Source organism: Cupriavidus sp. USMAA2-4 (assembly GCF_001854305.1).
In the GTDB taxonomy this organism is placed as follows: domain Bacteria; phylum Pseudomonadota; class Gammaproteobacteria; order Burkholderiales; family Burkholderiaceae; genus Cupriavidus; species Cupriavidus malaysiensis.
In genome coordinates this window covers 2792371-2812883 of record NZ_CP017749.1, presented here as the reverse complement: position 1 = coordinate 2812883, position 20513 = coordinate 2792371, and the positions used below count along the sequence as shown (strand labels likewise).

At 70.6% G+C, this 20513-nt stretch carries 14 protein-coding genes and 1 pseudogene; 7 read left to right on the top strand and 8 right to left on the bottom strand.

Annotated elements, in window-relative coordinates; all coding sequences use genetic code 11:
- Positions 1 to 7: 7 nt before the first annotated feature.
- Positions 8 to 5896: an excinuclease ABC subunit UvrA gene (uvrA, locus tag BKK79_RS32285; RefSeq protein WP_071039884.1), complete on the bottom strand. Its 5889-nt coding sequence runs from the start codon at positions 5894 to 5896 to the stop codon at positions 8 to 10.
- Between the two features lie 200 nt (positions 5897 to 6096).
- Here uvrA and BKK79_RS32280 point away from each other — a divergent pair, with 200 nt between their 5' ends.
- Positions 6097 to 6378, top strand: a complete 282-nt coding sequence (locus BKK79_RS32280; RefSeq protein ID WP_071020534.1) for a hypothetical protein — start codon at positions 6097 to 6099, stop codon at positions 6376 to 6378.
- Positions 6379 to 6499: 121 nt separating this feature from the next.
- Positions 6500 to 7717: an AI-2E family transporter gene (locus BKK79_RS32275; protein WP_084085459.1), complete on the top strand. Its 1218-nt coding sequence runs from the start codon at positions 6500 to 6502 to the stop codon at positions 7715 to 7717.
- 9 nt (positions 7718 to 7726) lie between these two features.
- Here BKK79_RS32275 and BKK79_RS32270 read toward each other — a convergent pair whose 3' ends face one another.
- Positions 7727 to 8797: a tetratricopeptide repeat-containing glycosyltransferase gene (locus tag BKK79_RS32270; RefSeq protein WP_232346369.1), complete on the bottom strand. Its 1071-nt coding sequence runs from the start codon at positions 8795 to 8797 to the stop codon at positions 7727 to 7729.
- Positions 8798 to 8987: 190 nt separating this feature from the next.
- Here BKK79_RS32270 and BKK79_RS41300 point away from each other — a divergent pair, with 190 nt between their 5' ends.
- Positions 8988 to 10574 carry a phage tail protein gene (locus BKK79_RS41300; protein ID WP_198173358.1) on the top strand — a complete coding sequence of 529 codons (1587 nt, stop codon included), beginning with the start codon at positions 8988 to 8990 and terminating at the stop codon, positions 10572 to 10574.
- A gap of 16 nt (positions 10575 to 10590) precedes the next feature.
- On the opposite strand, the gene BKK79_RS32260 is transcribed toward BKK79_RS41300, so the two are convergent.
- Complete coding sequence (locus BKK79_RS32260; protein WP_071039882.1) at positions 10591 to 12108, bottom strand: class I adenylate-forming enzyme family protein; 1518 nt, start codon at positions 12106 to 12108, stop codon at positions 10591 to 10593.
- A gap of 140 nt (positions 12109 to 12248) precedes the next feature.
- Positions 12249 to 13898, bottom strand: a complete 1650-nt coding sequence (locus BKK79_RS32255; protein ID WP_071039881.1) for an acyl-CoA dehydrogenase family protein — start codon at positions 13896 to 13898, stop codon at positions 12249 to 12251.
- A 115-nt stretch (positions 13899 to 14013) separates the two neighbouring features.
- Between BKK79_RS32255 and BKK79_RS32250 the strand changes: the two genes are divergently transcribed.
- Positions 14014 to 14661, top strand: coding sequence for a TetR/AcrR family transcriptional regulator (locus BKK79_RS32250; RefSeq protein ID WP_232346368.1), 648 nt, complete (start codon positions 14014 to 14016; stop codon positions 14659 to 14661).
- 57 nt (positions 14662 to 14718) lie between these two features.
- Here the strand turns inward: BKK79_RS32250 and BKK79_RS32245 are convergent, their stop codons facing one another.
- A complete protein-coding gene (locus BKK79_RS32245) occupies positions 14719 to 15189 on the bottom strand; it encodes an Lrp/AsnC family transcriptional regulator (RefSeq protein WP_071020544.1) in 471 nt (156 codons plus the stop codon).
- 146 nt (positions 15190 to 15335) lie between these two features.
- On the opposite strand from BKK79_RS32245, the gene BKK79_RS32240 reads away from it, so the two are divergent.
- A complete protein-coding gene (locus tag BKK79_RS32240) occupies positions 15336 to 16322 on the top strand; it encodes a DMT family transporter (protein ID WP_084085457.1) in 987 nt (328 codons plus the stop codon).
- A gap of 33 nt (positions 16323 to 16355) precedes the next feature.
- On the opposite strand, the gene BKK79_RS32235 is transcribed toward BKK79_RS32240, so the two are convergent.
- A complete protein-coding gene (locus tag BKK79_RS32235; protein WP_071020547.1) occupies positions 16356 to 16826 on the bottom strand; it encodes an Lrp/AsnC family transcriptional regulator in 471 nt (156 codons plus the stop codon).
- Between the two features lie 149 nt (positions 16827 to 16975).
- On the opposite strand from BKK79_RS32235, the gene BKK79_RS32230 reads away from it, so the two are divergent.
- Positions 16976 to 17263, top strand: a complete 288-nt coding sequence (locus BKK79_RS32230; RefSeq protein WP_231908139.1) for an AsnC family transcriptional regulator — start codon at positions 16976 to 16978, stop codon at positions 17261 to 17263.
- A 42-nt stretch (positions 17264 to 17305) separates the two neighbouring features.
- On the opposite strand, the pseudogene BKK79_RS32225 reads toward BKK79_RS32230, so the two are convergent.
- Together BKK79_RS32225 and BKK79_RS32220 are read right to left on the bottom strand one after the other, a co-directional pair.
- Positions 17306 to 17983: pseudogene (locus tag BKK79_RS32225) on the bottom strand (LysR substrate-binding domain-containing protein); the annotation flags it as partial.
- Between the two features lie 102 nt (positions 17984 to 18085).
- Positions 18086 to 19492 carry a DUF1254 domain-containing protein gene (locus tag BKK79_RS32220; protein ID WP_071039880.1) on the bottom strand — a complete coding sequence of 469 codons (1407 nt, stop codon included), beginning with the start codon at positions 19490 to 19492 and terminating at the stop codon, positions 18086 to 18088.
- 432 nt (positions 19493 to 19924) lie between these two features.
- Between BKK79_RS32220 and BKK79_RS32215 the strand changes: the two genes are divergently transcribed.
- Entirely contained in the window at positions 19925 to 20437 is a 513-nt protein-coding gene (locus BKK79_RS32215; RefSeq protein WP_071039879.1) for a hypothetical protein, read from the top strand.
- Positions 20438 to 20513 lie beyond the last annotated feature (76 nt).

Here is a 20513-nt window from a genome sequence, read left to right as displayed (position 1 = left end):
GCCGCGCCTACGCTTCGCGCGCCTCCCGTGCCGCCGCCGGCGCCTGGCGCGCCAGCACCGGCACCAGCGCCGCGCCGGTGTGGCTGGCCTGCAGCCGCGCCAGCGCCTCCGGCGCGGCCGCGCCGACGATGGTGCCGCCCGCCGCGCCGCCCTCCGGTCCCAGGTCCAGGATCCAGTCGGCCTCGGCGATCACGTCGAGGTCGTGCTCGATCACCACCACGCTGTGGCCGCCGTCGGCAAGACGGTGCAGCACGCGGATCAGGCGCGCCACGTCCGCCATATGCAGGCCGACGGTGGGCTCGTCCAGCACGTACAGCGTGTGCGGCGCCTTCTGCCCGCGGCGCGTGATGTCGTCGCGCACCTTGGACAGCTCGGTCACCAGCTTGATGCGCTGCGCCTCGCCGCCGGACAGCGTCGGCGACGGCTGGCCAAGCGTCAGGTAGCCCAGGCCCACGTCCTTCATCAGCTGCAGCGGGTGGGCGATGCTGGTCATGGCCGCGAAGAACTCGACGGCCTCGTCGATCTCCATGGTCAGCACATCGCCGATGTTCTTGCCGCGCCAGGTGACGGCCAGGGTCTCGGCATTGAAGCGCTGCCCGTGGCAGACGTCGCACGGCACCTTGACGTCCGGCAGGAAGCTCATGCCGATGGTGCGCACACCCTGGCCTTCGCAGGCCGGGCAGCGGCCGTCGCCGGTGTTGAAGGAGAAGCGCGAGGCACTGTAGCCGCGCGCGCGCGCCTCCAGGGTGTCGGCGAACAGCTTGCGGATGGTGTCCCACACGCCGATGTAGGTGGCCGGGCAGGAGCGCGGCGTCTTGCCGATCGGCGTCTGGTCGACTTCCAGCACGCGGTCGATCTGTTCCCAGCCGGTGATCTGCTCGCAGCCGCGCCACTCGGGCCGCGCCTCGACCTTGGCGCGCGCCTTGGCCTTGCCGGCCTCGGCGGCCTCTTTCTGCGCGGTGGCGCGCGCGCGGCGCGTGGCCGGCGACGACAGCACCGAGCGCCCCACCGCGTCGAGCAGGTTGGCCATCAGCACATCGCGCGCCAGCGTGGACTTGCCCGAGCCCGACACACCGGTGATCGCCACCAGCCGGCCGAGCGGCAGCGCGGCCGTGACCTTGCGCAGGTTGTGCAGCGAGGCTCCGTGCACGGTCAGCCACTGCGCCGGCTCGGCCTGCTCGTCCGGTCCGCCGGCGCGGCCTGGGCGCACCGGCCGACGCGGCTGCAGCGGGTGCACCATCGGATTGGCCAGGAAGCGGCCGGTGGTCGAAGCGGCGCTGGCCTCCAGCTCCGCGACGCCGCCCTGGGCCACCAGGCTGCCGCCGCGCTTGCCCGCGCCCGGCCCGATATCGATGATGTGGTCGGCGCGGCGGATGGTGTCTTCGTCGTGCTCGACCACCACCAGCGTGTTGCCCTTGTCGCCGAGCTTGCGCAGGGCGTCGAGCAGGATCCGGTTGTCGCGCGGATGCAGGCCGATGGTCGGCTCGTCCAGCACGTAGCACACGCCCTGCAGGTTGCTGCCGAGCTGGGCCGCCAGCCGGATGCGCTGGGCTTCCCCGCCGGACAGGCTGGGCGCGGCGCGGTCCAGGCTCAGGTAGCCCAGCCCCACCTCCTCCAGGAACTCCAGCCGGCTGCGGATCTCGCTGACCACGTCCCGCGCGATCTCGGCGTCGCGCCCCGACAGCGACAGGCCGGCGATCCAGGCGCGCGTGTCGGACACGGTCCACTGCGCCACGTCGACGATGGCGCAGGCATCGAAAGTGACCGCGCGCGCCGCCGGGTTCAGCCGCGTGCCGCCGCAATCGGCGCACGGCGTCTCACCCACGCCTTCGGGCTCCTGCTCTTCCGAGGGCAGGGTCTGCTCGCGCCCGCGACCGTCCTCGGCCAGCACGGTGTCGTCGTAGGCGGCCCGCTGCTCGCGCGTCAGCTGCAGGCCGGTGCCGACGCAGCTCGTGCACCAGCCGTGCTTGCTGTTGTAGGAAAACATGCGCGGGTCGAGCTCGGCATAGCTGGTGCCGCACACCGGGCAGGCGCGCTTGGTGGAGAAGACCTTGGTCTCGCCCACGCGCGCCGTGCCGCCCTGGCGCATGGCGTGGTCCAGCCCGTCCAGCGGCGCCAGCAGGTGCATCACGCCCTTGCCGATCTCCAGCGCCTGCGCCAGCAGTTCGCGCAGGCGCCCTTCGTCGTCGGGCGACACCACCAGGTCGCCCACCGGCAGTTCGATGGTGTGCTCGCGGAAGCGGTCCAGGCGCGGCCAGGGATCGACCGGCAGGAATTCACCGTCGACGCGCAGGTGCGTGTTGCCGCGCGCCTTGGCCCACTTGGCCAGGTCGGTATAGACGCCCTTGCGGTTCACCACCAGCGGCGCCAGCAGGCCGACATGCTGGCCGCGATAATCGCGCAGCAGCTGCGCGGCGATCGATTCCATGCTCTGCGAGGTCACCGGCGTGCCGTCGTGGATGCAATGCTGGATGCCCAGCTTGACGTAGAGCAGGCGCAGGAAGTGCCAGACCTCGGAGGTGGTGGCCACCGTGCTCTTGCGGCCGCCGCGCGACAGGCGCTGCTCGATCGCCACGGTCGGCGGGATGCCGTACACCGCGTCCACCTCGGGCCGGCCGGCCGGCTGCACGATGGAGCGCGCATAGGCATTGAGCGATTCCAGGTAGCGCCGCTGGCCCTCGTGGAACAGGATGTCGAAGGCCAGCGTGGACTTGCCCGAGCCCGACACGCCGGTGACCACGTTGAACTTGCCGTGCGGGATGTCGACGTCGAGCGCTTTCAGGTTGTGCTCGCGCGCGTTGACGATGCGCACCGACTGCGGCGGCAGGCGCCGTGCCCGAGCCGCCTGCAGCGCGGTCTGCAGTGGCAGTCCCTCGCCTTCTCCCTCCGCTGCCGGCGCGGCCGCCTCGCTCGCCGCGGCGGCCATGGCCGCCATCGCTTCCTCGTACTGCGCCAGGGCCCGGCCGGTATGCGATGCGGCGCAGCGCTTGACCGTTTCCGGCGTGCCTTCGCACAGCACGCGCCCGCCCGCGTCGCCGCCCTCGGGGCCGAGATCGACCAGCCAGTCGGCGGCGCGGACCACGTCCAGGTTGTGTTCGATCACGATCAGCGAGTGGCCGCCGTCGAGCAGCTTGCCGAAGGCCCGCATCAGCTTGGCGATATCGTCGAAGTGCAGGCCGGTGGTGGGCTCGTCGAACATGAAGAGCTTGCCTTCCTCGGGCAAGGGCCTGACCCGCCCGCTGGTGGCCTGCGCGGTCTCGGCGAGGAAGCCGGCCAGCTTGAGGCGCTGCGCCTCGCCGCCCGACAGCGTCGGCACCGGCTGGCCCAGCTTGACGTACTCCAGCCCAACGTCCTCGATCGGCTGCAGCACGCGCAGCACGCCGGCATCGCGCGCGAACAGCGCGGCCGCCTCGCTGACGGTCAGGTCCAGCACGTCGGCCACGCTCAGCAGGCGCGGCCGCCCGTCGGCGCCGCTGCGCTCGATTTTGACCTCCAGCACCTCGGCACGGTAGCGCATGCCGTCGCAGTCCGGGCAGCGCAGGTAGACGTCGGACAGGAACTGCATCTCGACGTGCTCGAAGCCCGAGCCGCCGCAGGTGGGGCAGCGCCCGTCGCCCGAGTTGAAGCTGAAGGTGCCGGCGGTGTAGCCGCGCTGCAGCGCCACCGGCGCCTTGGCGAACAGCTTGCGGATCTCGTCGAAGGCGCCGACGTAGCTGGCCGGGTTCGAGCGCGCGGTCTTGCCGATCGGCGACTGGTCGACGAAGACCACGTCGCTGACCTGGCCGGCGCCGGACAGCGCGCGGTAGGCGCCGGGCGCTTCGGTGGCCTTGCCGAAGTGGCGTGCCATGGCCGGGTAGAGCACGTCCTGCAGCAGCGTCGACTTGCCCGAGCCCGACACCCCGGTCACGCATACCAGGCGGTGCAGCGGGATCGATACCGTGACGTCCTGCAGATTGTGTTCGCTGGCACCCTCCAGCACGATGCGCGGCGTGTCGTCCGCCACCGGCCGGCGCTGCCAGTGGGTGGCGTCGGCCACGCGGCGGCGTCCGCCGAGGTAGTCGCCGGTCAGCGTGGCGACGCTGCGGATCTGCCCCGGCGTGCCGTCGAAGACGATGGTGCCGCCGCGCTCGCCCGGTCCCGGGCCCATGTCGATCAGGCGGTCGGCGGCCAGCATCACCGACGGATCGTGCTCGACCACCACCAAGGTGTTGCCGGCGTCGCGCAGGCGGTGCATGGCCTCGACGATGCGGTTCAGGTCGCGCGGGTGCAGGCCGATGCTGGGTTCGTCGAGCACGAACAGCGTATTGACCAGCGAGGTGCCCAGCGCCGTGGTCAGGTTGATGCGCTGCACCTCGCCGCCCGACAGCGTGCGGCTCTGGCGGTCCAGCGTCAGGTAGCCCAGGCCGACGTCGCACAGGTACTTCAGGCGCGTGCGCACCTCGGCCAGCAGCAGTTTGAGGGCGTCGTCCAGCAGTGCGCTGGGCAGGGTCAGGGTGTCGAAGAAGCGGCGGATGCGCTCGATCGGCAGCAGCATCAGGTCGTGCACGGTCAGGCCCGGCAGCGCCTCCAGCTGCTCGCGCTGCCAGTGCGTGCCGCGCGGCAGGAAACGCTGCGCCGGTGCCAGCACGGCATCGGCGTTGTCGCGGCTGCCCAGGCGCCACAGCAGGGACTCGGTCTTCAGGCGCGCGCCGCCGCAGGTCTCGCAGGGCGTATAGCTGCGGTACTTCGATAGCAGCACGCGGATGTGCATCTTGTAGGCCTTCGACTCCAGGTAGTCGAAGAAGCGCATCACGCCATACCACTGCTTGTTCCACTGGCCGTCCCACTCCGGCGAGCCGTGCACCACCCAGTGCCGCTCGGCCTCGCTGAGCTGCTCCCAGGGAATGTCGCGCGGGATGCCGGCGCGCGCCGCGTAGCGCATCAGGTCGTCCTGGCATTCTTTCCAGGCCGGCGTCTGCATCGGCTTGATGGCGCCGTCGCGCAGGCTCTTGCGGCCGTCGGGGATCACCAGGCCGAGGTCCACGCCGATCACGCGGCCGAATCCGCGGCAGGTGTCGCAGGCGCCGTAGGCCGAATTGAAGGAAAACAAGGCCGGCTGGGGCTCGGCATAGCGCAGGTCGCTGTCCGGGCAATGCAGCCCGGTGGAGAAGCGCCACAACTGCGCCTCGCCCTCCTCGGCCAGCACGTGGACGTCGACGCGTCCGCCGCCGCGCTTGAGCGAGGCTTCCAGCGCCTCGATCACGCGGGCCTTGTCCGCTCCCGGCAGGCGGAAGCGGTCCGCCACCACGTCCAGGATCTTGCGCCGCCCGGTCGGCGAGTCCGCCTCGCGCTGCGCCTGCACGCGCGTATAGCCGCTCACCGACAGCCACTGCTGCACCTCTTCCTCGGTGGTGCTGCTGGGCAGCTCGACCGGGAAGGTCACCACCAGGCGCGCACCCGCGTGCGCGGTGCCAGGCGCGGTGCGCGCCAGCAGCTCGGCATAGATGGTCTCGGGGGTGTCGTGCCGCACCGGCTGGGCGGTGTCACGGTCGAACAGCTCGGCCGCGCGCGCGTACAGCAGCTTCAGGTGGTCGTTCAGCTCGGTCATGGTGCCGACCGTCGAACGCGAGCTGCGCACCGGATTGGTCTGGTCGATGGCGATCGCGGGCGGCACGCCGTCGACGCGATCCACCTGCGGACGGTCCATGCGGTCGAGGAACTGGCGCGCGTAGGCGCTGAAGGTCTCGACGTAGCGGCGCTGGCCTTCGGCGTACAGGGTGTCGAAGACCAGGCTGGACTTGCCCGAACCGGACGGCCCGGTCACCACGGTCAACTCACCGGTGTGCAGGTCGAGGTCGACTTCCTTGAGATTGTGCTGGCGCGCGCCGCGGATGCTGATCAGATTTTCCCTGGACAATTTGTTCTTCCAAATCAAGGCATTACACGCAATCCAGCGCCGGGCCGAGGCGCGGAAAGCCACAGTATCACACCAAAGCAGGAGGACGTTCGGCCGGGAACTCGGAAAGACGCTGGGCATTCCCTGATCTATTCCCGACCCAGCGGGTCAGAATTATACTGTATATCCGTACAGTATCGTTACACGCCTTGCCAAGTCCCATGCCTGCCTTTCTTGCCACTTCCATCCTGCTGGAAGCCGACTTCCTGCCCGGCGACCGCGAAACCGTCCGCCTGCCCTGCACCACCGTGGTGGTCCACGACGGCGCCATCAGCGTGCGCGGCGTCGAGACCTGGCGCATCGACGCGCTGCGCTGGCAGCCGGACAGCCTGTCCTTCGAAAGCGGCGGCGAATGCCACCGCTACCGGGTCGGCCGCCCGTCGCTGGGCGGCGCGCTCACCGCTCGCTTTCCGCTGCGCGCGGCGCTCGGCGCACCCGGCTGACTCCGCGGGCGGAGGCCGCCGGCACACACGCGCCGTCACGCGGACTTGGTAAGCTTGGAGCTTCGGCAGCCCGCGCCACCCGGCGGCGCGGGGACTGCGCCCCCGACAAGGTGACTTCGACATGCGTGACAGGGATCGGTCCGGCCTGCAGCAGATCTCCTTCTACCTCGTGCTGGCCGCGGTCTCCGTGGCCTTCTGCTTCGTGCTCTGGCCCTATGCGGGCGCGGTGTTCTGGGGCGCCGTGCTCGCCATCATCTTCACGCCCGCCAACAACTGGCTGGCGCGCGCGCTGGGCGGCCGCCGCAACCTCGCCGCGCTGCTCACGCTGACCATCTGCCTGCTGATCGTGGTGCTGCCCCTGGTCTTCCTCGCCGGGGCGCTGCTGCAGGAGGGCAATACGGTGTTCCAGCAGATCCGCTCCGGCCAGATCGACTTCGGCAACTACTTCCAGCGCGCCATCTACGCGCTGCCGCCCTCGCTCGGCAAGCTGCTGGAGCGGCTGGACCTGGCCGACATCGGCGGCCTGCAGCAGAAGCTGACCGCCGGCGCCGCCCAGGCCAGCCAGTTCGTCGCCACGCGCGCGCTCAGCATCGGCCAGAACACCTTCCAGTTCATGATCGGTTTCGGCGTGATGATGTACCTGCTGTTCTTCCTGCTGCGCGACGGCCCCGACATCTCGCGCCGCATCATCCACGCCATCCCGCTCGAGGCCGGCCACAAGGAGCACCTGCTGCGCAAGTTCACCACGGTGGCGCGCGCCACCGTCAAGGGCAATCTCGCCGTGGCCGCCGTGCAGGGGGCTCTGGGCGGGCTGATCTTCTGGATCCTCGGCATCCAGGGCGCGCTGCTGTGGGCCGTGCTGATGGCCTTCCTGTCGCTGCTGCCGGCGGTCGGCGCCAGCCTGATCTGGGGACCGGTTGCGATCTACTTCCTGCTCACCGGCGAGACCGCCAAGGGCATCGTGCTGATCGCCTTCGGCGCCGTGGTGATCGGCACCGTCGACAACCTGCTGCGGCCGATCCTGGTCGGCAAGGACACGCGCATGCCCGATTGGGTGGTGCTGATCTCGACGCTGGGCGGGATGTCGCTGTTCGGCCTGAACGGCTTCGTCATCGGCCCGCTGATCGCCGCGCTGTTCATCGCCGCCTGGGACCTGTCCACCTCCACCCGCGAAGAGATCGCGCGACGCGAGGCAAGCGCCGGGTCCGCCGGGGCCGTGGATGCGCCGACGCCCGCGCCCGCGGACGCGGTGGGTGACCGGGGCGACCGGAGCGACCCTGGCGGCAACAGCCGCGCGGCGGCGGCCGCCACCGCCGGGCGGCGGCCCGACCAGGCCTGAGGCACCAGGTTAGATGCCGTAGAAGACGCGGTTGCCCTCGATGCGGGCGCGCTCGGCCTCGGGATAGGCCGCGCCGGCCAGCAACCGGCGCAGGGCCTCGCGGCCCTGCTCCAGCGCGCCGACGTAATAGGCGCTGACCACCAGTTCGTCGAGCGCGCGCCAGGTGTAGACGGCATCGTCCAGGAACAGCGTGTCAGCAGGACGCGCCAGCGCCGCGGCCTGCTGCGCGTACAGGTGCGCCAGCGCGAATTCGCCGCGCAGGCGGTGGTAGCGCGCCAGCTCGCACAGCGGCTCGGCGCGCACCGGCCGCGCCTGGTAGGCGGCCAGGTAGGCCTCGCGCACCTCGGCGGCGGGCGCTTCCAGCCGCTCGGTCAGCACCGCCACCTGGAAGCGCGAGAACCAGCACTCCTCCTCCCAGCCGCCCAGCGCGATGCGCTCGCGGTAGGCCTGCAGGCTCTGCTGCAGCAGGCCGGCGTCGCGGTAGCTCTGTGCCAGGTAGAAGCGGTAGCGCGTATGGCCCGGTTCATCGCGCAGGGCGCGCTCCAGCACCTCGATGTCGCGCAGGTAGGTCTGGCTGTCGCGCGCCCGCGCACCGTCGCGCGAGACCACGATGGTGGCGCCGGCCAGGTTCTGCCAGCGGTGCGGCGCATCCTGCGTCAGGTATTCGTGCAGCACCCCTTCCCAGCGCCACGGCTGGCGCGCCGAGACCAGCGCGTTGCGCTGGTACTGCCAGCCGTTCAGCTCGCAGCGGAACTGGTAGCCGTCGCCGTCCAGCGCGGGCCAGCGGAAACCCGTGTCCATGCGCAGGGTCTCGTCGGCGTCGATGAACAGCAGGTAGTCCGCCTGCGGCCGCGCCAGCGCCATCGCCTCGTTGCGGTTATGGGCGAAATCGCGCCACGGGCGCTCGTGCAGTTCCCCGGGCACGCCGCGCATGAAGTCCCGGATGATGTCCTGCGTGCCATCCGTCGAACCGGTGTCGACAATGACCCAGCGATCGATCCACGGCCTGACCGAGGCCAGGCAGCGGGTGATCACCGGCGCCTCGTTCTTGACGATCATGTTCAGGCAGATACCGCTCACCTTGCCGTCCTTTCCTTTCTCCGCGCACCGGCCGGCCAGACGCCCGGCCGCCGTGTATCGCTAATGTCTAGTGATTTTGTCGAATCTGACAACATTATCAGATTGAACAATATAATCCGCTCGGTCATTTCCGAATGGTAGCGGATGGCCTGCGTCGCTGGCCCTTTGTTGGCAAACGATGTCGCGCCCGATGCACACGCACCATATCCACTCGGATAGACCAAGAAGACGCAAACAGGTCCGGAGCGCATGCGACCGGATCATTTCACAACGACAAATTGTTTTGGGGAAAATCATGCGGAAATCCAGTTGGGCATTGTGCCTGTCGCTCGCGACAAGCACGCTCCTGAGCGCGTGCGGCGGCGGCGACGACGCCGCGCCGGTCAGCAGCAATGGCGCGGCGCCGCAAGTTGCCAGCATCAACGGCATCGCGGCCATCGGTTCGCCCATCGCGAGCGCCCAGGTACTGCTCAAGTGCGTGCAGGGTCAAGCCTCGGCAACGACGGGCTCCGACGGCAGCTGGAAGGTCAGTTCGGCCGGCCTCGTCCTGCCTTGCGTCGGACGCGTGGTCGCGCCGGACGGCAGCGTGCTGCACACCTTCATCGCCAGTGCCGGCAACACCAACATCACGCCGCTCACCGAACTGGTGGTGGCCGCGGCTGCCGGCACTTCGGACACCGAGTCGGTGTATAGCGGCCTGTCGGCCAATTCCGCCTCGCAGATCAGCGGCCGCCTCGACAGCGCGATCCTGCTGACCCAGCAGCGCCTGTCCAACCTGGGCGTGGACGTGCGCGGGCTCAACCTGCTCAACCAGGCGTTCCAGCCCAAGAACGGCGACAGCTACGACGACAAGCTCGAAGCGCTGCGCGCCCAGCTGACGGCGGCCAACGCGACGCTGGCGGCGATCAAGCAGGATGTCGCCAATGGCAACGTGGGCGCCACGGGGGCCACCGGCGCGACGGGGGCTGCGGGGGCTACAGGCGCCACCGGGGCGACCGGCGCCGTGGGAGCGACCGGGGCCACGGGTGCCGCGGGTGCTACCGGCGCCACCGGCGCGGCGGGTGCCACGGGAGCGACCGGCCCCACTGGCGCAACGGGAGCGACCGGGGCGACCGGGGCGACCGGGGCCTTGGGCTACACGGGTACGACGGGCGCAACCGGGGCAACCGGCGCAACCGGCGCGATCGGGGCGACCGGCGCGACCGGCCCCGCTGGCGCCGTCGGACCCGTCGGACCCGTCGGCGCCACGGGCGCAACCGGATCCGCTGGCGCGACGGGTGCGACCGGGGCTACCGGTGTAACGGGTGCCACGGGGACGGCGGGGGCCACCGGAGCGACCGGAGCCACCGGCCCGGCGGGCGCCACCGGAGGCACCGGCGCTGCGGGTGCGACGGGTGTGACAGGAGCCATGGGTGTGACGGGAGCCACCGGCGCGACGGGGCCGCAGGGCAGCGCCGGCGTCACGGGCGCGACCGGAGCGACCGGTGCGACCGGTGCGACCGGCCCAAGCAGCTGCATACTCGGCACGGTGTGGATGGTCGCGACCAACCTCGGCAATCCAAGCCTGACGAGCAACAGCTGGTACTTGCCCGCCGATGGCAGGGCCTTGTTCCAGGGGCAATACCCCGGTCTCTACAATGTGATCGGCACGACCTACGGTGGCAACGGCGCGGTCTTCAATCTGCCCGACCTGAGCGGTTACAACATACCGCTCACCGGCACGGGCTCGGTCATCTACGTGATCTGCGTCAACGGCTCGATGCCCCCATCCCCGTAAGAGTGCGCCCCCGCCGCTACGCCGCCCGCCCCCGCAGCACGTGCTTCATCAGCTTGCCGGTAGGCGTGCGCGGCAGCGTGTCGTACAGCTCGACGCGGCGGGGAATCTTGTAGCGCGCCAGGCGTGGCGCCAGGAAGGTGCGCAGCGCCTCGACGTCGGCCGCGCCGGGTGCCGCGCCCGGCTTGAGCACCACGCAGGCGGTCACGGTCTCGCCCCATTCGGGGTGGGGCCGTCCGATCATCGCCACGTCCTGCACCAGCGGATGCGTGCTCAGCACGTCCTCGACTTCCTTCGAATAGACGTTTTCCCCGCCCGTGATGACCATGTCCTTGGCACGGTCGACGATGGTCAGGTAACCGTCCTCGTCCACCTGCGCGAGATCGCCGCTGGCATACCAGCCATCGCTGTCGAAGGCGTTCGCGGAGGCTTCGGGATCATCGAGGTAGCCTTGCATCATCGCGTCCGAGCGCAGCCGGATCTCGCCCACTTCGCCGGGCCCGGCCGGGCTGCCGTCGTCCTTGATCACGCGCATTTGCACGCCCGGCATGCTGGCGCGCCCGATCGAGCCCGCGCGCGCGATGGCCTCGTCGGCATAGAGCGCGGTGCCGAGCGGCCCGGTCTCGGTCATGCCGTAGACCTGCACGAAGTGCGGCGAGCGGTAGGCATCCGCCAGCCGGCGCGCCATCCCGGCGCCCAGCGGGCCGCCGCCGCAGGTCCACAGCCGCATCGAGCCGAGGTCGTAGGCGGCGAAGTCCGGCACCGCATGCAGCGGCGCCAGCAGCGCCACCGGCGCGCAGAAGGTGCAGGTGGTGCGTTCCTGCTGGATCGTGCGCAGGAAGGCGGCCGGCTCGTACTCGCGCAGCAGCACCACGGTGCCGCCCATCAGCAGCGTCGACAGGGTCCAGTTGTTGAGCGGCGAGGCATGCCAGATCGGCATCGCCACCAGCATGCGCTCCTCGCGCGTGATCGACATGCCGGCGGCGGTGCCCAGCGCGGCGGCGAACACGCTGGCATGGGTGTGCAGGCAGCCCTTGGGCTTGCCGGTGGTGCCCGAGGTATAGAGGATCTCGGCGAGATCGCCGGCGTCCGGCTCGATGCCGGCGTGCTCCGGCGCCGCGGCCACCAGCGCATCGAAGTCGTCGCTGCCGGCGGCGGCGGTGGCCGTGGTCAGGCATTGCAGCGGCGCCGACACGCCCGCCAGCACGGCGGCGAAGCGCCCGTCGTGGATGCAGTGCCGGGCGCCGCTATGCGCGAGGATGTAGTCCACTTCCGCCGCCTGCAGCTTGTGGTTGACCGGCACCACCGCCGCGCCCAGGCGCAGCGCGCCGAACATGGCCACGAGGAAGCCGGGCGTGTTGGTGCACATCAGCGCCACGCGGCTGCCGCGCGTGACGCCGCGCCCCTGCAGCACGGTGGCGGCACGCCGCGTCATGGCGTTGAAGTCCTGGTAGCTGAGGGTTGCGCCTTCGTAGCGGAGCGCCGGCCGGTGCGGCTGGTTGCGCACCGTGGCCTCGAGCATTGCGACAAGGTTCAAGCTGTGTCTCCCATCTGTCGTGGACGTAGTCGTAGTCGTAGTCGTAGTCGTAGTCGTGATCGCGCACGGCGCGGCCGCCGCGCGCTGCGGGCCGGGCGGCAGGTCCGGGGGTGCCCGCCGCCGGGACCGATGGATCGGGCTCAGGCCGCCCAGGCCATCTCCAGCAGCCGTGCTTCGTCGGCGCCGCGACCCAGCCCGGCGCTGATGCCCGCCACCGCGCCCCAATCGGCATCGAAGCGGCTGGCCACGAAGGCCTCGGCCGCCAGCGGATCGGCATGGCGCAGCATCAGGCAGGCCTGCGCGGTCAGCGCCAGGCGGGTGGTGAAGCGGCGCGCTTCGGCTTCCTGGACCTCGGGCGGCAGCGCCAGCGCGTCCTGCAGCTTGCGCAGGCTGGCCGCGACGCGGGCGTCGCCGCCGCCGAGCGCCTGCAGGCGGGCCAGCACCGCGGCGAAGTCGCCCGGCTTGCGGCTGATGGCGCGCAGCACGTCCAGGCACATCACATTGCCCGAGCCCTCCCAGATCGAATTGACCGGAGCGTCGCGGAACAGCCGCCCCATCGGGCCGTCCTCGACATAGCCGTTGCCGCCGAACACTTCCATCGCTTCGCCGGTCAGTTCGACTGCGCGCTTGCACACCCAGAACTTGGCCACCGGGGTCAGCACGCGACGCCAGCCGACCACGGCCTCGTCGTCTTCGCCGAAGGCGCTGGCCAGGTCCATCGACAGCAGCATGGCGGCCTCGCTCTCCAGGGCCAGGTCGGCCAGCAGGCGGCGCATCAGCGGCTGCTCCACCAGCATCTTGCCGAAGGCGCGGCGGTGGCGCGCGTAGTGCAGGGCCTGCGCCAGCGCCTGGCGCAGGAAACCGGCGCTCGACAGGGCGCAGTTCAGGCGGCTGTAGGTGGCCATCTCCAGGATGGTGGGAATGCCGCGCCCCTCCTCGCCGACCAGGATGCCCCAGGCTTCCTTGAATTCCACCTCGCTGCTGGAGTTGGAACGGTTGCCCACCTTGTCCTTCAGGCGCTGGATCTCGACCGCGTTCTTGCTGCCGTCGGGCCGCCAGCGCGGCACGTAGAAGCAGGACGAGCCCGCCTCGGTATTGGCCAGCACCAGGTGGGCGTCGCACATCGGCGCCGAGAAGAACCATTTGTGCCCGGTCAGCAGGTACTCGGCGCCGCGCCCCTCGCCGCGCAGGCTGACGGCGCGCGTGGTGTTGGCGCGCACGTCGCTGCCGCCCTGCTTTTCGGTCATGCCCATGCCGACCGTGATCGAGGTCTTCTGCTCGGCCGGCAGGTCGCGCGCATCGTGGTCGCGCGCCAGCAGCCTGGCCCCGATGCGCTCGTACAGCGCGGGCTCCTTCTGCAGCACGGGGATGCAGGCCTGGGTCATATTGGTCGGGCACAGCGAACCCGACTCGATCTGGCTGTGCATGTACTGCGCGGCGCCGTAGGCGGCCCAGGCCGACGGCCGGCTGTCGGCGAACGGCAGGTTGGCCAGGCCGCTGCGCCGCGCGATCTGCATCACCTCATGCCAGGCCGGGTGGAAACGCACCTGGTCGATGCGCTCGCCCAGGCGCGAGTGCGTGTGCAGCTCCGGCGTGTAGCGGTTGGCAGCCTCGGCCCGGCGCAGCATCGCCTCCGAGCCCAGCTCGGCGCCCTGGCGGCTGAGTTCGGCCGCATGCCAGCCGGCGCCGCCGCGCTCGACGGCACGCTGCAGCGGCAGGTCCGTGGCGTAGAGGTTGTAGTCCTTCAGCTCCGGCACCTGGTTGCTGACGTCGTGGGTCTTCCATGTCATGGCGGGTCTCCTTGGCCGGCGGCGCCCGGCCGCTCCGGCCCGGCCCGCCCTTGGTATAGTCGAGCGGTCATTCTAGGAAGGAATGCGCCCCCGACTGTTCGGCTTCCGGAGAACCATGCCGCTGCCCGCCAAAGCCCTGTCCCGCACGCGCCGCAAACCCATCCAGGCCCGCTCCTGGCAGACCTCGCTGGCCATCCAGGAAGCCTTTGTTCGGCTTTTGGTGCAGACGGGCGATTACGACGGCATCACGATCCGCGCCATCATCGACCTCGCCGGCGTGGGCCTGGGCACCTTCTACGAGTACTTCGCCAACAAGGAAGAACTGGTGCGGGTCTGCCTGCACCTGCGCACCAAGGCCATCCTGCAGGCCATGGGACAGGCGCTCGACGACTGCGCGGGGCGCCGGCTGCGCGACGTCACCGAGCGCCTCATCGACGTCAACATCGACCACCACCGACCCACCCCCGAACGCTGGGGTCCGCTCTACCTGCTGGAGCGCCACTATTCGGGCCAGGCCGCCTACCAGAAGACCTACGACCGCTTCATCGACGCCTGGCGGCGCGCCTTCCTGCTGGCGCGCGACTGGCCGGCCGGAGTCGATGCCCAGGAGGCCGCGGCCACCGCCCAGACCCTGGTCTACGGGCTGATCGCGCGCGCCTGCATCAGCGCGGGCGCGCGCGTCGACCACGAGCGGCTGCGCCGGCAGGTGCGGCTGGCGCTGCACGGCTACCTGCGCGAGTGCCGGCGCACCGCGCCCGCCTGAACCGCCCTTGAGCGCCCCGAGCCGCCCGGGCCGCCCGAGCCGCCCGGGCCGGCTTGCTCAGCCCAGCGGCAGCGCCGTGCTGTACAGCACCTGCTTGAGCGCGAAGCTGGAGCGGATGCTGGACACGCCGGGGATGCGCGTGATCTGGTCGATGATGAGGCGCTCCAGCGCCTCCACGTCGGGCACCACCACCCGCAGCAGGTAGTCGGCATCGCCCGACATCAGGTAGCACTCCATCACCTGGGGCAGGCCGGCGATGCGCCGCTCGAAGCTGTCGAGGGTTTCGCGGCGCTGCTTGTCCAGCGACACCTGGATGAAGACCACCACCTTGAGGCCCAGCTTGCGCGCATCGAGCAGGGTCACCTTGCGCGAGATCACGCCCTGCTTCTCCAGCTGCCGCACGCGCGCCAGGCAGGGCGAAGGCGACAGGTTGACGCGGCTGGCCAGCTCCACATTGGTCAAGCTGCCGTCGCGCTGCAGTTCGCTGAGAATCCGGATATCGGTGGCATCGAGATCGACGTCCAGCACATCATGCTCCTGAAAATGGCATGGGCAGCATTCTATGCTTAACCGATAGGCTGGGGCAGCGAAATACGGGAAATGCTGCGGCGCAATGCGCCCTAGACTCATCCCATCCGCGGCAAGTGGCCGCGGCGGCCTCTTTCCCTTGCGCCATGCCAGCCTCCCCAGCCAGCCCCACCCTTCCCGCCGCCCACGCCACGCCGGCCACGCCCTCCGGCCAGGACGGCGGCCGCGCCGCCCGCGGCGGCATCCGCGCTTTCCTGCCGCTGGCCGGCGCGGTGGTCATCTGGGGCGGCAACTGGCCGGTGATGAAGCTGGGCCTGACCCACGTCAGCCCGCTGTGGTTCGCCGCCGCGCGCTTCGGTTCCGCCGCGCTCATCAGCTTCGCCGTGCTGGCCCTGCTGGGCCGCCTGCGCCTGCCCACGCGGCGCGAATGGCCGCTGGTGCTGGGCGTCGGCCTGCTGCAGATGGCGGCGTTCACCGCCCTGGCGCTGTGGGCGCTGCAGTACGTGCCGCCCGGGCGCGCCTCGGTGATCGCCTACGCCACCTCGATCTGGGTGATCCCGCTGTCCTCCCTGGTCCTGCGCGAGAAGCTGTCGCGCGCCCAGTGGCTGGCCACCGCCTTCAGCTACGGCGGCATCATTCTCATCGTGGCGCCGGCGCTGGCCCACTGGCAGGCCCACCTGGCACTCGGCCTGCTGATGCTGATGGGCGCCTCGCTGGCCTGGTCGGTCAACATCATCCAGCTGCGCGCCCACCGCGAGGTGCGCCTGGGCGCGGACATGATTCCCTGGGAATGCGCGGTGGCGACGCTGCCGCTGCTGGCGCTGGCGCTGCTGCGCGACGGCCTGCCGAGCACGGCAGCGCTCGGCGCGGTCTGGCCGGTGGTGCTCTATACGGGGCCGCTGGCCACCGCACTGACCTTCATCGTGGTGCTCAACATCACGCAGACGCTGCCGCCCGCGGCCACCTCGATCGCCATGCTGTGCGTGCCGCTGCTGGGCCTGCTGCTGTCGGCGCTGGCCTTCCACGAGCGCATCTCGCCGGACCTGTCCGCCGGCCTGGCGCTGATCGCGCTGGGCGTCGCCACCTCGGCGCTGGGGCCGCGCCTGCGGCGCCACGCGGCGGCGCGCGGCTGAGCGCCCCTGCAGGGCCCTGGCGGCCGGCGCCGCTCAGGGCTCGACCGAGGTCTGCCGCTTCAGGCAGCGCAGCACGAAGGTCGAGTGGCTGTGGCGCAGTCCGGGCAGCTTGTACAGCTTGTGCCGCAGGAACTCCTCGTAGCCCTCGGTGCCGGCCACCGCCACCTTGATCAGGTAGTCGTACTCGCCGGTCAACAGATAGGCCTCCAGCACCTCGGGCAGCTCCGCCAGCGCCTCGCCGAAGCGGTGCAGCATGTCGTCGTCATGCCGGTCCAGCGTGACTTCGATCAGCACGGTGTCGGGCAGGCCCAGCGCCTTCTGGTTCAGCATCGCCGCATAGCCCTCGATGACGCCGTTCTCCTCCAGCGCACGCACGCGGTTCCAGCAGGGTGTTGCCGACAGCCCGACCTGCTCGGCGAGCTTGGCATTGGAAAGCCGGCCGTCGCGACGCAGCGCGCGCAGGATGCGGCGATCGGTCTCGTCCAGGCGGGGTATCGTGGCCATCACCTTATCTCTTGAGAATCATCGACTGCCAATCCTATCATCGGCAGTCGATTATTCTCAATTCCTGCGATCGATACAGATAAACAGGAAGGCAATTCCGCAGCCGCGCTGGTAAATTCATCTGAACGACAAACCACGCGGTGAACACCATGATGCCCTGCCTGCCCACCCTCCATCTGACCCTGCGCTGCACCGGTTCCGACCTGTTCGGGGCCCTGGAATGGGCGCTGGCCAATGCCCGCCGTACCGGCCTGAGCCTGCATTCGCTGCGGGTCGGCCAGGATGCCGCCACGCCCATCCGCCTGTCGGTGTGCGCCGAGGAGGCCGACCTGCTCGGGCTGTTCGTGCGGCGGCTGGAGAATGGCATGGACCTGGAAGTGCTGGGCGCGGACGAGAGCCATGCGGCGGGCGGCGCGCTCGCCCTGCAGGCCGCCTGAGCCGGCCGCCTGAACCGGGGCCGCACGCGGCGGCTGCCGCGCTCACGCCGCCGCGCTCTCCGGCAGCAGTTCGATGCCGTCCAGCTCGGCGGCGACGATATCGCGCACGATGACCATGAAATCGCGCACGCAGGGGCGCGCCGCGATGGCGGCCGGCACCGCCGCATGCAACTCGCTCCACAGGCCCTTGGCGCCGATGCGCTTGGCCAGCACGTAGTCGTGGTCGACGTAGTTCTTCACGCCCCAGTTGGGCAGCGCGGCCACGCCGCGCCGGCTGGCCACCAGCTGCAGCACGGCCACGGTCAGTTCCGCCGTGCGCCGCTGCAGCTTGATGCCGGCGGGCTCCAGCACCTCGCGGATCAGGTCGATGCGCGGCTCCGGCACCGGATAGGTGATCAGCGTCTCGCCGACGAAATCCTGCGCCCCGAGCCGGCGCCGGTTGCGCAGGCGGTGCTCGTAGGCGATCACCGCGAGGATCTCGAAGCGGAACAGCGGCGTCACCGACAGCCCGCGCCGGGCGGCCGGCTTCGAGCCCACCACCAGGTCGGCCCGGCCCTCGTCCAGCAGGGCCAGCGGGTCGGCGTGGAAACCCGCCACCAGGTCGATCTCCACCTCCGGCCAGCGGCGCCGGAATTCGTCCATCACCGGCATCAGCCAGTCGAAGCAGGTGTGGCACTCCAGCACGATGCGCAACTCGCCGCGCGTATCGCCCTGCAGCCGGGCTCGGGGCGGTCCTTCTACGCAGGCCTGCGCTACAGGTTCTGATCGTCCTCGGCCGGCGGCACGGACCCGGCGGCGATGCCGGGACGGGCGGCGCCGGCGCTAGCGCTCGCGGCGCACCGGCGGCGGCATCCAGTTGCCATCCAGCGCCTCCGCCTTGGGCCAGTACAGCCGCATGGTGAGGCCGAACGGCCCGGCGGGCGCCGGCAGCCAGTTGGCCACGCGGGCGCCCTGCGGCCGTTCATGCTGGATATACAGGTCGAGCGAACCGTCGCGGTTGCGCCGCAGCCGGTCGCGGTCGCCCAGCGCGTAGCGGCCCAGCGGATTGGCGGCAAAGGCATGCTTCTCGTCGTACAGCGTCAGCGACCAGAACGCGCGCACCGGCGGCAGCTGCCCCTTGGGGAAGTGCATCACATAGCGCGACGCGCCATCCAGCGGCTGGCCGTCGGCATCGGTGCGGGTGTTCGGGTAGAGCGCGTCCTGCGGCAGGTTCGCCCCCAGGCCGGTGCGCGCCACCACCGCGCGCTGCAGATAGGCGCTACCGTAGCTGCCCAGATTGCGCGCCACCTGCCAGCCACCTGTGCCGGCTGCCGGCCGCGCGGCTGCCTGGATCCGAGCCAGCGCGGCGGTGGCGCCTTCCTGCACGGCGCGCGCGGTCGACGGCTCCAGCACCGTGGTCTTGAACGGCTGGCCGGCGACGATGCCCAGGCGGGCCATCTTGGCCACCATCACGCCATCGCCGGGCAGCGGCGGGTTGGCCGGCAGCAGCTCCGCCAGCCGGCTGAAGAAGGCCTGGGCATCCATCTGCGCCACCTGGTCCGCCGGCGAGCCCTCGCGCGGCGACAGGGCCATCGGACCCTCGCGCGCCGCCGACTGGCCGGTGCGCCCCCAGGCGGACAGCGGCGTCAGCTTGAACTGGTCCTGCAGGCGGTTGACGGCGCCGTAGTCGCGCTTGCCGTTGGTCTGGATCCGGCCGATCAGCCACACCATCTGGCTCGGCGACCGGATCTCGACCAACCCCTGCGGCAAGCGGCCGGTGAAGGCCGGCCCGGTGATGGCATAGTCCACCGCCCGCCCGTCGGGGGCGGTGCGCGTCCCGGGCGCGGCGAACACATTGGTCCAGGCATCGAGCATCTGGACGAGGTAGTAGCGGCCCCGCATGGCTGGCACCGTCAGCACGACCGGCTCGTCGCCCAGGTTGAGCCAGGCGGTCGAGTACAGGGTGTCCGCGTTGGGGCTGACCACGTCGGTGAAGCTGGCATCCGGGAAGACGCGAGCGTGGTGGAAGGCGTTGGGGGCCGTCCGCGCGCTCATGGTCTCGCGCGTGACATCCATCAGCACCAGCGGATAACCGTAGACGAAGACTTCGCCGGCGAGGGCGCGCATGGCCGGATCCGGCTGCTGCGGCGCGCCGGCGGCGACCGGCCCTGAAGACATTCCGCCGGCCGTGCAGGCGCACAGCAGGAGGCCGAGCACGGCGATGCCGGCGCGGCGAAAAATTGGATTCATGACCCCGTTCCCGTGTTTGTCCGGGCAACGCATCGTGGCGCCGGATGCCTGCCGGCGGCGCGCGTGTGCCTCTCTGTCGGCAAATGATGGAACCATTGCTTTCGCACTGTCAATCGGCGGCCCAAGGCCCTGCGCGCGGCAGCGAACACAGCGCGGCAGTGCCGGACGGCGCGTGGGTGTAGATTGCTACAGAATGGCGCCACATGAAGCGGAATTGACCGGCATAGCGTGGCGTTGCCATCAAAGCCGGCATTGCGCACCCCCACCAAGGGAGCCTTGACGGCACGGCGCGCCGCGCTACCATCACAGCGCGGGCCGCGCTGCGGCGACCGCAGCGAATCGACCGGCAGCAGCGCCTGCGGCGCGCGCGGCACGGCCGTGACAGCGTGCCACAAGCGCCCGCCGGAACCCAACCGGAGACCTGGCAGCACGATGAAACTCCCCTCTCCCAAGCAACTGCACAGGCTGCAAGCCCACGAAATCGACACCTTGCGCGCGACCGCCCAGCGCCTGGCCTATCCGCCAGCCTACCGTGCCGCGCGCATGCTCTTCATCGGCGCCGTGGTGTTCGCCGTGCTGTGCCTGAGCATCGGCAGCCTCGGCGCGCCCGAGGTCAGCGACGTCGGCATCGGCGCGGCAGTGCTGGCTGCCGCCGTCTTCGTGCTGCAGCGCCTCGTCGGCGGCAATCGCGAGAACCTGCCTGTACCACCGGCGCAACTGGAAGTCCTGCGTACGCAACTGCGCCCGCAGTCGTGGACTACACTGAAGCGACTGGCCAGTCGCCTGACCCACGATGGACCCGGCGACGGCATCGTGCGGGTGCGCACGCTGTGGATCTTTCTGTCGGAGTCCGTGCCGGCCGAGGCGGACGAAGCGGCAGCCATGGACGCCGGCACGATTTCCGACCCGGACCCTGTCGACGCGCCCGACACCGGCAAACCCTGACTGTCCAAGGAGGCGAACAATCTATCTCCGGATCCGGCTTTGTCCTGCGTAGTGCTGCCGCTATAGTGGCGCCGCC

Excerpts from the sequence above, each read along its gene's own strand:
- BKK79_RS32250 (WP_232346368.1), top strand. The coding sequence starts at position 14,014 with ATGCCGCTGCCCGCCAAAGCCCTGTCCCGCACGCGCCGCAAACCCATC.
- BKK79_RS32275 (WP_084085459.1), top strand. The coding sequence starts at position 6,500 with ATGCGTGACAGGGATCGGTCCGGCCTGCAGCAGATCTCCTTCTACCTC.
- BKK79_RS32230 (WP_231908139.1), top strand. The coding sequence starts at position 16,976 with ATGATGCCCTGCCTGCCCACCCTCCATCTGACCCTGCGCTGCACCGGT.
- BKK79_RS32255 (WP_071039881.1), bottom strand. The coding sequence starts at position 13,898 with ATGACATGGAAGACCCACGACGTCAGCAACCAGGTGCCGGAGCTGAAG.
- BKK79_RS32280 (WP_071020534.1), top strand. The coding sequence starts at position 6,097 with ATGCCTGCCTTTCTTGCCACTTCCATCCTGCTGGAAGCCGACTTCCTG.
- BKK79_RS41300 (WP_198173358.1), top strand. The coding sequence starts at position 8,988 with ATGCACACGCACCATATCCACTCGGATAGACCAAGAAGACGCAAACAG.
- BKK79_RS32240 (WP_084085457.1), top strand. The coding sequence starts at position 15,336 with ATGCCAGCCTCCCCAGCCAGCCCCACCCTTCCCGCCGCCCACGCCACG.
- BKK79_RS32215 (WP_071039879.1), top strand. The coding sequence starts at position 19,925 with ATGAAACTCCCCTCTCCCAAGCAACTGCACAGGCTGCAAGCCCACGAA.
- BKK79_RS32220 (WP_071039880.1), bottom strand. The coding sequence starts at position 19,492 with ATGAATCCAATTTTTCGCCGCGCCGGCATCGCCGTGCTCGGCCTCCTG.
- BKK79_RS32235 (WP_071020547.1), bottom strand. The coding sequence starts at position 16,826 with ATGGCCACGATACCCCGCCTGGACGAGACCGATCGCCGCATCCTGCGC.